10 protein-coding genes are annotated in these 12,900 nt (G+C 38.3%); 7 read left to right on the top strand and 3 right to left on the bottom strand.

The genetic code is table 11. The features are described from left to right. Positions 1–23: 23 nt before the first annotated feature. A complete protein-coding gene (gene gyrA, locus CWB65_RS10900; protein ID WP_008132953.1) occupies positions 24–2,723 on the bottom strand; it encodes a DNA topoisomerase (ATP-hydrolyzing) subunit A in 2,700 nt (899 codons plus the stop codon). A 177-nt stretch (positions 2,724–2,900) separates the two neighbouring features. Here gyrA and ubiG point away from each other — a divergent pair, with 177 nt between their 5' ends. From ubiG to CWB65_RS10865, 7 genes are all read left to right on the top strand, one after another. Next, on the top strand, positions 2,901–3,611 hold the full coding sequence (ubiG, locus tag CWB65_RS10895; protein WP_008132951.1) for a bifunctional 2-polyprenyl-6-hydroxyphenol methylase/3-demethylubiquinol 3-O-methyltransferase UbiG: 711 nt from the start codon (positions 2,901–2,903) through the stop codon (positions 3,609–3,611). Then, positions 3,611–4,291 (top strand): HAD-IA family hydrolase, encoded by a 681-nt coding sequence (locus CWB65_RS10890; protein WP_008132949.1) that lies wholly within the window; start codon positions 3,611–3,613, stop codon positions 4,289–4,291. The genes ubiG and CWB65_RS10890 overlap by 1 nt, the downstream gene beginning before the upstream one ends. 412 nt (positions 4,292–4,703) lie before the next feature. After that, a complete protein-coding gene (gene nrdA / locus CWB65_RS10885; RefSeq protein WP_008132948.1) occupies positions 4,704–6,986 on the top strand; it encodes a class 1a ribonucleoside-diphosphate reductase subunit alpha in 2,283 nt (760 codons plus the stop codon). 65 nt (positions 6,987–7,051) lie between these two features. Further along, positions 7,052–7,894, top strand: coding sequence for a class Ia ribonucleoside-diphosphate reductase subunit beta (gene nrdB / locus CWB65_RS10880; protein ID WP_083830943.1), 843 nt, complete (start codon positions 7,052–7,054; stop codon positions 7,892–7,894). 39 nt (positions 7,895–7,933) lie between these two features. Then, positions 7,934–9,064: a class Ia ribonucleoside-diphosphate reductase subunit beta gene (gene nrdB / locus CWB65_RS10875; protein ID WP_138740572.1), complete on the top strand. Its 1,131-nt coding sequence runs from the start codon at positions 7,934–7,936 to the stop codon at positions 9,062–9,064. Next, positions 9,064–9,321: a class I ribonucleotide reductase maintenance protein YfaE gene (yfaE, locus tag CWB65_RS10870; protein ID WP_138740571.1), complete on the top strand. Its 258-nt coding sequence runs from the start codon at positions 9,064–9,066 to the stop codon at positions 9,319–9,321. The genes nrdB (CWB65_RS10875) and yfaE overlap by 1 nt, the downstream gene beginning before the upstream one ends. A gap of 187 nt (positions 9,322–9,508) precedes the next feature. Continuing rightward, positions 9,509–12,136: an AAA family ATPase gene (locus tag CWB65_RS10865; RefSeq protein ID WP_138740570.1), complete on the top strand. Its 2,628-nt coding sequence runs from the start codon at positions 9,509–9,511 to the stop codon at positions 12,134–12,136. Positions 12,137–12,213: 77 nt separating this feature from the next. On the opposite strand, the gene CWB65_RS19880 is transcribed toward CWB65_RS10865, so the two are convergent. Both CWB65_RS19880 and CWB65_RS10860 read right to left on the bottom strand, forming a co-directional pair. Then, entirely contained in the window at positions 12,214–12,357 is a 144-nt protein-coding gene (locus CWB65_RS19880; protein ID WP_171047583.1) for a hypothetical protein, read from the bottom strand. A 69-nt stretch (positions 12,358–12,426) separates the two neighbouring features. After that, a complete protein-coding gene (locus CWB65_RS10860) occupies positions 12,427–12,774 on the bottom strand; it encodes a hypothetical protein (RefSeq protein ID WP_138740569.1) in 348 nt (115 codons plus the stop codon). Positions 12,775–12,900 lie beyond the last annotated feature (126 nt).

The raw sequence follows: 12,900 nt of genomic DNA, 5'->3' as shown, positions 1-12,900 counted from the left end.
CAAGGCCGCTTTTTCAATCTCAATTATTCTGAAGGAGGATTATCATCCACGACTTCATCTATAACTGTATCAACTGTTTCAACGTCTTCAGTATTGATTAAGTCACTTTCTGTAACTTCAATTTCTTCTATACGTTGTAAACCAACTACTTGCTCTTCGTCAATAGTTCTGATCAAAATAACACCTTGTGTGTTACGACCAACTGTTGAAACTTCGTTCACACGAGTACGCACTAACGTTCCGCGATTTGAAATAAGCATTATTTCGTCGTTGTCATCAACTTGAACAGCACCTACTACAGCACCATTACGCTCACTCACCTTAATTGATACAACACCTTGTGTTGCACGACTCTTAGATGGGTAATCTTCAAGTTGAGTTCGTTTACCATAACCATTTTCAGTTACAGTCAATATTGCGCCATCAGTTTTTGGCACGATGAGCGATACAACACGTTGCTCGTCGGTCATTTTAATACCGCGTACACCCGTTGCCGTTCTGCCCATTGGACGAACACCCTTGAAACGAATTTCTGGGTTACCTTCTTCGTCTAATACTGGGTTTCCATTTTCATCAACAACAGCAGATTCTTCAGCTTCTTTAAAGCGGACAACCTTACCCGCATCGGTAAACAACATTATTTCGTTGGTACCATCAGTAATATCAACACCAATTAAGCTATCACCCTCATTTAGGTTAACGGCAATAATTCCGCTAGCACGTTGACGGCTGTAGGCTGTTAAAGGTGTTTTCTTCACTGTACCAAATGCTGTTGCCATAAAGATGTATTTATCTTCTTCGTACTCACGTACTGGCAAAATAGCGGTAATACGTTCGTCAGCTTCTAAAGGTAATAAGTTTACAATTGGCTTACCGCGTGCTGCACGACTTGCTAGTGGTAATTGATATACTTTTAACCAATATAAACGCCCTGCTGTAGAGAAACATAAAATAGTATCATGCGTGTTTGCAACTAATAAACGCTCAATAAAATCTTCGTCTTTCATTTTTGTTGCAGATTTACCTTTACCACCACGACGCTGCGCTTCGTAATCAGACAACGCTTGATACTTAACATAGCCTTCGTGAGAAAGTGTAACCACAACATTTTCTTCAGTTATTAGGTCTTCAAGGCTGATATCATGCGCGGCTGCGTTGATTTCAGTACGGCGTTCATCACCATATTGCGCCTTAATTTCAACTAACTCGTCACGAATTACTTCCATTAAGCGCTCTGGGCTTGCCAGTATGTGTAACAGTTCAGCAATTAAATCAAGCAGTGTTTGGTATTCACTTAAGATTTTTTCGTGCTCAAGACCTGTTAGCTTGTGTAATCGTAAGTCAAGAATCGCTTGGGCTTGTTGCTCAGAAATAAAGTATTGGCCGTCGCGTATACCTAAATCATCAGCTAACCAATCTGGGCGAGCAACGTTAGCCTCACCTGCTTTTTCAAGCATTGCTTTAACATTACCTAATTCCCACGAACGTGCAGTTAACGCTATTTTTGCTTCTGCTGGTGTTGGAGACTTACGAATAAGTTCAATAATTGGGTCAATGTTGGCAAGTGCAATTGCTAGACCTTCTAGCATGTGTGCACGGTCGCGCGCTTTACGTAAATCAAATACTGTACGACGAGTTACTACTTCACGACGGTGAATAATAAACTCTTCAAGCATTTCTTTTAAATTAAAACACTTAGGCTGGTTATTGATGAGTGCAACCATGTTCATACCAAACACTGTTTGTAACTGTGTTTGTGCATATAGGTTATTTAGAATCACTTCACCTACGTCACCACGCTTTATCTCAATAACGATACGCATACCGTCTTTATCTGATTCATCACGTAGTGCACTAATGCCTTCAATTTTTTTATCTTTAACAAGCTCCGCTATTTTTTCAATTAAGCGTGCTTTGTTAACTTGATAAGGGATTTCATGAACAATAATTGTTTCACGACCCGTTTTTTCGTCTGTTTCGATGTCAGCGCGTGCACGCATGTACACCTTGCCACGACCAGTTTGATACGCTTGTTCAATCCCTTTTTTACCGTTAATGATTGCAGCTGTAGGGAAATCTGGACCAGGAATGTAATCCATTAACTCAGTTATGGTTAAATCTGGATTAACAATTAATGCTAAACAACCATTGATAACTTCAGTTAAGTTATGTGGTGGGATGTTTGTCGCCATACCTACGGCTATACCAGAAGAACCATTTACAAGTAAATTAGGTACCTTCGTTGGTAAAACGTCAGGAATTTGCTCTGTGCCATCGTAGTTAGGAACGAAATCAACCGTTTCTTTCTCAAGATCCGCTAATAACTCATGAGACATTTTAGCCATACGTACTTCGGTGTAACGCATAGCAGCAGCTGAATCACCATCAACAGAACCAAAGTTACCCTGGCCGTCTACAAGCATATAACGAAGTGAGAATGGCTGTGCCATACGAACTATCGTGTCATAAACTGCGCTATCGCCGTGTGGGTGGTATTTACCGATTACATCACCGACAACACGTGCCGACTTTTTGTAAGGCTTGTTCCAATCATTACTAAGCTCGTTCATTGCAAACAAAACGCGGCGGTGAACTGGCTTTAAGCCATCACGTACGTCTGGTAATGCACGTCCTACAATTACACTCATTGCGTAATCTAAGTAGGAGTTTTTTAACTCGTCTTCAATATTGACTGGCAGAATTTCATTGGCGAGATCAGTCATTTGATATCACATTCCTTCAGTAGCAGCTCTTAATAACCCAGTATTAGGTTTTAAAGAGTATTGTTATTATTACTAACAGACATGCTATCACAATTAATTTTAATTTACAGGCGCAAAACTTTGCGATTTATCAATTTAGGCCTATATAATGGCCTCAGATTGACGAGGAAGTATTTTATGACCGAACATCAAAATGTAGATCACGCAGAAATAGCAAAATTTGAAGCCATCGCAGAGCGTTGGTGGGATTTAGAGGGTGAGTTTAAACCTCTTCACGAAATTAATCCGTTACGCCTAGATTTTATTGCAAATAAAACGCAAGGTTTATTTGATAAAGAAACACTCGATGTTGGCTGTGGTGGGGGTATTTTAAGCCAAAGTATGGCACGTATGGGGGCAAAGGTAACAGGTATTGATATGGGACAAGAGCCTTTGACTGTCGCTAAATTACACAGCCTAGAAACGGGTGTAGATGTAGATTACATAAAAATACCCGCAGAACAGTTCGCTGAAGAACACCCTGAACGATTTGACGTTGTTACCTGTATGGAAATGCTCGAACACGTTCCAGACCCTGCTTCAATTATTCATGCCGTTGCCAAACTTGCAAAACCTGGCGCTGATGTTTTTTTCTCTACCCTCAATAAAACACCGAAAGCCTACTTGTACGCAATTGTAGGTGCTGAAAAACTATTAAAAATGGTTCCAGAGGGAACTCACGATCACAAAAAGTTTATTAAACCGGCGCAGCTAATTGCGTGGGCCGAGCAAGCGGGCTTAAAAGTACGTGCAAGCTCAGGACTTTCGTATAACCCCTTCTCTAAACAATACACACTTAATAATGATGTTAGTGTTAATTATATCCTTCATTTTGAGAAGTTGGTGTAATGAAGAGCGCAGGTTCATCATTAGCACTTTATCAATATGATGCGTTTTTGTTTGATTTAGACGGCACCTTACTCGACACAGCTGACGATTTAGGCGCTGCACTTAATAGTGTACTACGAGCAAATCAAATTGCCGAAGTAACAAGCGAAATATATCGCCCAGCGGCTTCTAATGGTGCGGCAGCTTTATTGGAAGCGGGTTTTAAAGAATTGTGGCCCTCTCTTGCACAAGCACAGTTGATAAAGCAATTGGTCGATAGCTATGCCCAAAACATTGCGAAATACACCCAATGCTTTGCCGGTATTGAACCACTACTGATCTCACTTGATCACAAAAAGATCAAATGGGGGATCATGACAAACAAGCCTGGCTTTTTAACTGAGCCGCTTGTCGCTGCGATCCCCGCTTTAAAAAATGCGGCAGTTGTAATTAGCGGTGATACGCTTGAAGAAGCCAAACCCTCTCCTCTACCTTTACTTCATTGCGCAAAACTAATGGACGTAATACCAGATCGCTGTTTATACATAGGTGATGCCGAACGAGACATTCAAGCGGGTAAAGCAGCAGGTATGCCTACAGCTACTGCTCTGTGGGGGTACATTCCAAGCGATGAAGAAGCACTTACTTGGAAAGCTGATTTTAACTGGCGTAGCCCTATTGACGCATTTAACCATATATAGTGCCCATTTTAGATATAAACACTATATATTGTGATTGTGTTAGTTTTTACGCAAAGCTTGATGATAAAAAAAGCAGCCGAAATTTATTTTCAAAATGTGTAAATTTAGTCGATCCTGAGTTGATTTTTAAAAATTTCAACTTCAATGAATGATCAAAGGTTAATGCCTACTAACACAAATACGTTATCCCAACGTTATCCACAAATAGGGGCAATTATGCCCCTTGCAAATCAACTCAGACCACACTATCTTGTGATCTCTAAATTGAACAACACCAGATATTGTGGCCAAATGTTATTCAATTAAATTTACCTCATTGGGTAAAACTTATAAAAAATGAGCACTACTTCTCTTTTTGAGACGTACAACATTGGTCAAAAATACATTATCCCCAAGGAATACAGGCAAAGCTATGAACCAACAGTTATCTGTAAGCAAACGTGACGGGCGCAAAGAGCCTCTTGATCTTGATAAGATCCATCGCGTTATAGAATGGGCCGCCGAAGGTTTAAATAACGTTTCGGTTTCACAGGTTGAATTAAAGTCACATATTCAATTTTATGATGGTATTCGTACAAAAGATATTCACGAAACGATTATCAAAGCGGCTGCCGATCAGATTTCTAAAGAATCACCTGATTACCAGTATCTTGCTGCACGTTTAGCTGTATTCCACTTACGTAAAAAAGCATACGGTCAATTTGAGCCACCGCGTTTATTTGATCACGTAACAAAAATGGTGAGTGATAAACGTTACGATGCTCACTTACTTGCTGACTATACAGAGCAAGAATTTGACGAATTAGACGAATACCTTGACCACTCACGCGATCTTAATTTTAGTTACGCTGCAGTTAAGCAATTAGAAGGTAAATACCTAGTTCAAAACCGTGTAACGGGTGAAATTTATGAAAGCGCACAGTTTTTATATATTTTAGTGGCTGCAAGCTTATTTGCAGATTACCCACGAGAAACACGAGTTTCATACATAAAGCGTTTTTACGACGCGGTATCGTTATTTAAAATTTCATTGCCTACGCCAATCATGGCTGGTGTACGTACGCCTACTCGTCAATTTAGCTCTTGCGTACTTATTGAATGTGGCGACAGCCTTGATTCAATCAATGCTACATCGTCAGCTATTGTAAAATATGTTTCTCAGCGTGCTGGTATCGGTATTAATGCTGGTCGTATCCGTGCATTAGGAAGCCATATCCGTAATGGCGAAGCATACCACACAGGTTGTATCCCTTTTTACAAGCACTTTCAAACAGCTGTTAAGAGTTGTTCGCAAGGTGGTGTTCGCGGCGGCGCAGCAACCCTATTCTACCCGCTATGGCATTTAGAAGTAGAGAACCTTTTAGTTCTTAAAAATAACCGTGGTGTTGATGACAACCGTGTTCGTCATTTAGATTACGGCGTACAATTTAATAAGTTAATGTATTCTCGTTTGATTAAAGACGATTACATCACGTTATTTAGTCCATCAGACGTGCCAGGTCTTTACGATGCGTTTTTTGAAGATCAAGACGAATTTGATGCGTTATATGTTAAATACGAACAAGACGAGTCTATTCGTAAAAAGCGTATTAAAGCCATTGAATTGTTCTCTGTGTTTGCACAAGAACGTGCAAGTACTGGCCGCATATACTTACAGAATGTAGATCACTGTAATACACATAGCCCGTTTATAGCGAAAGTTGCACCAATTCGTCAGTCTAACTTGTGTTTAGAAATTGCATTACCGACTAAACCACTTAACAACGTTAACGACGAAGAAGGCGAAATTGCATTATGTACATTGTCTGCTTTCAACCTAGGTGCGCTTGAGTCTCTAGATGAACTAGAAGAGCTTGCGGAGCTAGCAGTACGTGCACTCGATAACCTACTCGACTTTCAAGACTACCCAGTACCAGCTGCCAAAAACGCAACAATGGGACGTCGTACGTTAGGAATAGGTGTAATCAACTATGCCTACTACTTAGCTAAAAATGGTAAGCGTTATTCAGACGGCAGTGCAAATGCACTCACACATAAAACATTCGAAGCTATTCAATACTACTTGATGAAAGCGTCAAACGAACTTGCAAAAGAACGTGGTGCATGTCCTAAGTTTAACGAAACAACGTATTCTCAGGGCATTATGCCAACAGATACGTATAAAACAGACTTAGATAAAATTTGTGATGAGCCACTGCACCTTGATTGGGATGCACTGCGTAAGAGCATACAAGAACACGGTATGCGTAACTCAACACTAAGCGCATTAATGCCATCAGAAACGTCATCGCAAATCTCAAACGCAACAAATGGTATCGAGCCACCACGCGGTCACATTAGTGTTAAAGCAAGTAAAGATGGTATTTTAAAACAAGTTGTACCTGAGTACGAACGTTTGAAAGACAACTATGAGTTACTTTGGGACATACCTTCTAATGATGGTTACTTACAGCTTGTCGGTATCATGCAAAAATTTGTTGACCAAACTATTTCTGCAAACACAAATTATGATCCAAATAAATTTGAAGGCGGTAAAGTACCTATGAAAGTCTTATTAAAAGACTTACTTAGCGCCTACAAATTGGGGGTCAAAACGTTGTATTACCATAATACCCGTGATGGCGCATCTGATGCACAAGACGACACTCCAGAAGTGGAAGATGACGATTGTGCAGGCGGCGCGTGTAAAATATAGTCGTTAATTTTATCTTAAGCGGGCATGCAGCCCGCTTTGTTCTGATAGTTTTTTGAGTGATAAACATGTCTTATACTACTTTTAGTCGTAATCATAATAACCAAATGCAAGAGCCAATGTTTTTTGGCCAGACCGTTAACGTATCGCGTTACGATCAACAAAAATATCCTATTTTTGAAAAGTTAATTGAAAAGCAACTGTCTTTCTTTTGGCGACCAGAAGAAGTAGATGTGAGTAAAGACCGTTTAGATTTTCAGGCGCTACCAGAGCATGAAAAGCACATATTTTTAAGTAACTTAAAATATCAAACACTGCTTGATAGTGTACAAGGCCGCTCTCCTAACGTTGCGCTACTACCTATCGTGTCTATCCCAGAACTTGAAACCTGGATAGAAACGTGGGCATTTAGTGAAACAATTCACAGCCGTTCATACACCCATATTATTCGTAACGTAACACAATCACCAGAGCTTATTTTTGATGACATCGTTAGCAACGATAAAATTAGCGAGCGCGCTGATGCAGTAACAACTTATTACGATGATTTAATTAACTCTGTTTCACTTTACAACCTTTACGGTGAAGGCAAGCATGAAATCAACGGTAAAACAGTGGTTGTAAACTTATTCGAGCTGAAAAAGAAACTTTACCTCGCTATGATGTCGGTAAACATTCTTGAAGCAATTCGTTTTTATGTCAGCTTTGCTTGTTCATTTGCATTTGCTGAGCGTGAACTTATGGAAGGTAACGCCAAGATAATTGAGCTCAAATCCCGTCAGCCATACACACACAATAGCGAAATTTTAAAAACTAATCAAGCTAAATCAAACACAAACAACGTGTTCAACTTGTGTGGAACCACACATAAAATCACAAAAAATGCCACACAACTTAAAATAGCAGCATAAAAAAATAAATATGTGGCTTTATCCCGGAATAAATAAAAAATGAAATATACTACTTTTAATCAAAAAAATAATGACGCTTTAAAAGAACCGATGTTCTTTGGCAACCCTGTGAATGTATCACGTTATGATGTTCAAAAACACGTGGCATTCGAAAACTTAATTGAGAAACAACTGTCTTTCTTCTGGCGACCAGAAGAAGTTGATGTATCAAAAGATCGCGGGGATTGGCAAAGTCTATCTGATGCCGAAAAGCACATTTTCATCTCTAACCTTAAATATCAAATCTTACTTGATAGTATGGCCGCACGTTCAGTTAATGCGGTGTTACTCCCATTGGCTTCCTTACCTGAAGTTGAAACATGGATAGAAACATGGGCATTTAGTGAGACGATTCATTCTCGTTCATATACACATATTTTAAGAAATTTATTCACCAACCCTGGTGAAGTATTTGATGAAATAATCATTAACCCTGCAATATTGAAACGTGCTGAAAGTATTGCGCTTTACTTTGATGATTTAATTTTATATTCACAGTTATATAACTTACATGGCGAAGGTAAACATACATCTGAAGGTGTTGAATATGATGTTACTTTACGCAAATTAAAGGAAAAGTTATACCTTGCGGTGTGCTCTGTTAATGCTTTAGAAGCTATTCGTTTTTACGTTAGTTTCGCCTGTTCGTTTGCGTTTTCAGAGAGATCTTTACTTGAGGGGAACAGCAAACTAATTCGCCTTATTGCAAGGGACGAAGCCCTTCATTTAACGGGTACACAGCATATGTTAAATATATGGAAAAATGGTGGTGATGATCCTGAAATGAAACAAATTTGCATTGAATTGGAAGAGCAAGGTAGACAAATTTTCTTGGATGTAGTTGAACAAGAAAAAGAATGGGCCGATTACTTATTTAAAGACGGTTCGATGATTGGTTTGAATGCCGCAATTATCAAAGAATACATCGAGTATATTAGTCATCAAAGAATGATGGCTATTGGCTTAGAAAGTCCATTCGATATTAAAAGCAACCCTCTTCCTTGGATGAATTCATATTTAACGTCTGATAACGTACAAGTTGCCCCACAAGAAGCTGAAATATCAAGCTATTTGGTTGGTCAGATTGACTCTAACGTTGAAGCAGGTGAGTTTGACGATTACGAATTATAATGTCATGGAAAATAACGGTCGAGGAACGAGTTATTTCGTTTCTCGAACCTGATAAAAACATCTTAGACTCATTAGAAAGAGAGAATATTGAAACCCATTACCACTGTAGAGATGGGTTCTGTGGCGCATGTAGGTGTAAGTTAATTAAAGGAGAAGTTCATTATGAAATGTCTCCTTTAGCCTATGTAGGGGATGGTGAAATACTAACTTGCTGTTCAATTCCTGCAACCGATATAGAAATAGATCCACACGGATAGATACTGTTTTTGACTAATTATTCCAATAAAAAATAATTATTTCCCTCCTCATACTGAGGACCAATTGCTACTTTCCTGTGGTTCAATGCCACTGATAGCAATAGTTTAAATAAATTTAATTACCTTAAATATGATATCCCAACAAGCCAAATAGTCGAGTTAAAATGAATTAATAAGGGTGTGAGTTATGATCAGAGCCGAATATCTACGATTTATGCAAACACTTGGCAATGAAGCCAGTTCAGTTAATGTAAAAAAAATTGCCAATATAGTCCTTGAGAATATAGATACGCTAATCCCCCTGACTACTCGGCAAGGCCAACGTATTCAGTCTATAGTGCCGTTAGCACAAGCTAATTGGTCAACTATAAATACAAAAGCACCTGCACCTACAGAAAATGATATAGAAAAGTCATTTTCATTTAATAAAATAACTAAATTAATAACAGGCCCTTTTCGTGGCTTCGCTAAGAAAGAAGAATTTGACCTTAATAGTTTACTTGTACTTATCTATGGTCCCAACGGCACTGGTAAATCAAGCTTTTGTGAAGCATTAGAACACGCTCTACTTGGCAATGTTGCTGATGCAGAAAGCAAACGCTTTAGAAATCAAGATGATTATCTTAAAAATGCCCACACTAATAGCTATGTAAAGCCGACTATTCTAGGTACAAACAATCATGGTGAAGAAGTACCTATTCAGCCAAACGATGCGCTTTATCGATTTTGCTTCGTTGAAAAAAATCGTATCGATAGCTTTTCCCGCATCGCAGCCCATGCTCCAGCAAAACAAACAGAGCTGATTTCAACATTATTTGGCTTAGAATCATTTAATGAATTTGTAAGAAATTTTTCACCTGAAATTGATGATAAATATATAGATTTATTAGGTGTCAAAGCTAACCAACTCAGGTTAAAACAACAAAGTTTAGCGGGAAGTCAATTACTACTCAAAGAAAACAAATCAGCATTACAGCTACTTGTTGCAGAAGAAATAGAGTTCTCAAAGAATTACAATCCTGGTTTAAAATTGAGACAAGTGATTGCCGATATTAATGGTGATGCTGATAATTTGGGTAAGATCAAACAAATTGAAACAGAGCTTCTACAGCCTGTTGCTACTAAAAGTGGTTTATCAATTGTTAAACTAAATGAACTACTTCAGACCATTACGACTAGCCAAGCAGAATTAACTGTTAAACAACAAGAGTTGGTTAATGCTAGCCAACAAATATCATTTCAACAGTTATACGAAGCTGTTGTTCAGCTTCAGTTAGCTGACCCAGACCACTGCCCTGCTTGCAAGACACCTATTGAGCAAGTCACTATAAATCCTTATACAAATGCAAGTGATGAATTAAATAAACTTCAACACCTAAGTGCATTGCAACAGCGAATCCAACAGCTTAATAATATTTTTAACCAAACAATCATCAACATATCACAAATAGTTAATTCTGCTTGTGCTCGTTTCTCCCAAAACCCACTTCATGGCTTCGTTGTTGCAACACCTACGCAAGCAAACATTGCCTGGTGGAATAGCTTACATGAAAAGATGGCTGATGGATTTACACCATGGCAACATATAGATTCGCAAGTGAAACAACTAGAACAAAGCGATTTATCAATTGATCAGCTTTCTCAACAAAGAGTCGTAAAGCAGCAAGAGCTTGTTAGATTAAGAGGGTTAGCAGATCAAATTATAAGGCTACAAACTCAGCGTCAGACAATCGTGCAAGCAATCAAATCTGCGGAAAATGACATTGCAACCTTCGCTATAAAAAATGAGAAGCTTATTGCTGAGGTTAAATTAGAAAAAGCAACGCTGGTAGAAAATATGACTATTAGCTCTGCTTATTCAACTTTTGTTTCAAGACTGAATGCATATAGAAAAGGACTACCTCAAAAGTTAGTTTCAGATCTAGGTGAGTTAGTGGTTTCACTATATAACTCATTTAACCGTAATGATTCACCTCACGAGTTGCTAGCCTCAGTTCAATTACCACTTAGCCAAAATCAACGCCTTAAAGTTTCATTCACCAATGAACCAACCAAATATTTTGATGCATTGCATATATTGAGCGAAGGCCATATTCGATGTATTGGCCTTGCGATATTACTCGCAAAAAATATTAAAGAACGCTGCCCTTTACTGATTTTTGATGATCCTGTTAATGCTATTGATGATGAACATAGGGAGTCTATTCGAAGGACGTTATTTGAGGACGATTTTTTCAAAGGCTCGCAAATAATACTTGCTTGTCACGGTGAGGAATTTTTCAAAGATATTCAAAACCTCTTAACCGTAAAACAAGCAAAAGAGTCTAATACGTTTTCTTTTTTACCAAAAATTGAAGAACAACATATTAGAGTTGATTTTAACTGCTCACCTAGAAATTATATAATTACGGCTCGTAATCACCTTGAACTAATGGAAATTAGGGATGCGCTAGCTAAATCTAGACAAGCTTTAGAATCACTTACTAAAGGCAAATTATGGCAATACGTCCATAAGCATGGTGATGGTAATTTAAGTATCAAATTACGTACAGCAAAGGCTCCAATTGAACTTCGTAACCTTTCTGATCAACTCAAGTCCAAGATTTCTCAAGGTGGTTTTTCAGATGAAAATAAAGATTCCGTTCTCACTCCCCTTAATCACCTTCTATTAGCAGGTAGAAACGGTGAATCACGTGAATGGCACTACTTAAATAAAGGCACGCATGAAGAAGTAGACCGTGCAGAGTTTGATAGGAATACTGTACATCAAATTGTTTCCGCATTGGAAGAGCTAGATATTGCTATGGAAACGTAGTGGCTTAATCTCAATTAACAATTGATCTGAGTAAGTGAATAAAGGGATGGGAGGCCGTTACTTCATTAGAAGTGATGTTATGCTACAAGCTCTTCTTTTTTTCTTTCACCAATTAACTCAGGCTTATCTGTTCTGTAACGCCCAGACATCAGCTTTTTAGCATTTTTAAGTAATAATGCTTTTGTTTGTTTTGGCGTTAATCTTTTGATTTCTTTTTTCATTTTAACATACCTCTCCAATGAGGATTCTTAAGTTCATATTAGTATATTTCAGGTCGATTTTCAATCAAATTAGGACCCAATAGCCTCATTTAACCTTGTTTGCATATCATTTAGCCGCTCAATTGAAGCAAACATCTCATCATCACTTATATATTCAAAACCAAAGGATTTATAATAATCCTCTAAATCTGGAGAAGGCTCACATAGTAAGATCCCTTGGGAATTTTCAAAATATGATAAGAAGTAAGAAACGGCAACAATCATCAATGCTGTAAGCCGCCCCCTTAAAGGGTGCTCTTGCTCTTGGATTACTAAAGATTCCAATAAATATATATTTAAGACACCATTTTTAACGTTGTAAATTCCCAAAACCGCACCATCAGGAATATTTTCACCACTATCAACCCTTAGTGCCAAATGAAAACTATCTTCATGATCATAATGACTTAAGTAAGCACGCCAATTTAGCTTAGTCTCGCTGGAAAATACTAATTGCTTTAACGCTTCTTCAGATATATCTGAATGTAGTGGTCAATAAAATTT

Origin of the sequence: Pseudoalteromonas sp. S554, from assembly GCF_005930865.1 — a bacterium.
GTDB classification, from domain to species: domain Bacteria; phylum Pseudomonadota; class Gammaproteobacteria; order Enterobacterales; family Alteromonadaceae; genus Pseudoalteromonas; species Pseudoalteromonas marina.
This window is presented reverse-complemented; position numbering and strand designations above follow the sequence as displayed.

What these genes read in the sequence shown, in the direction of transcription:
- ubiG (WP_008132951.1), top strand. Translation starts at nt 2,901, where the DNA reads ATGACCGAACATCAAAATGTAGATCACGCAGAAATAGCAAAATTTGAA.
- nrdA (WP_008132948.1), top strand. Translation starts at nt 4,704, where the DNA reads ATGAACCAACAGTTATCTGTAAGCAAACGTGACGGGCGCAAAGAGCCT.
- nrdB (WP_138740572.1), top strand. Translation starts at nt 7,934, where the DNA reads ATGAAATATACTACTTTTAATCAAAAAAATAATGACGCTTTAAAAGAA.
- yfaE (WP_138740571.1), top strand. Translation starts at nt 9,064, where the DNA reads ATGTCATGGAAAATAACGGTCGAGGAACGAGTTATTTCGTTTCTCGAA.
- CWB65_RS10865 (WP_138740570.1), top strand. Translation starts at nt 9,509, where the DNA reads ATGATCAGAGCCGAATATCTACGATTTATGCAAACACTTGGCAATGAA.
- CWB65_RS19880 (WP_171047583.1), bottom strand. Translation starts at nt 12,357, where the DNA reads ATGAAAAAAGAAATCAAAAGATTAACGCCAAAACAAACAAAAGCATTA.
- gyrA (WP_008132953.1), bottom strand. Translation starts at nt 2,723, where the DNA reads ATGACTGATCTCGCCAATGAAATTCTGCCAGTCAATATTGAAGACGAG.
- nrdB (WP_083830943.1), top strand. Translation starts at nt 7,052, where the DNA reads ATGTCTTATACTACTTTTAGTCGTAATCATAATAACCAAATGCAAGAG.
- CWB65_RS10890 (WP_008132949.1), top strand. Translation starts at nt 3,611, where the DNA reads ATGAAGAGCGCAGGTTCATCATTAGCACTTTATCAATATGATGCGTTT.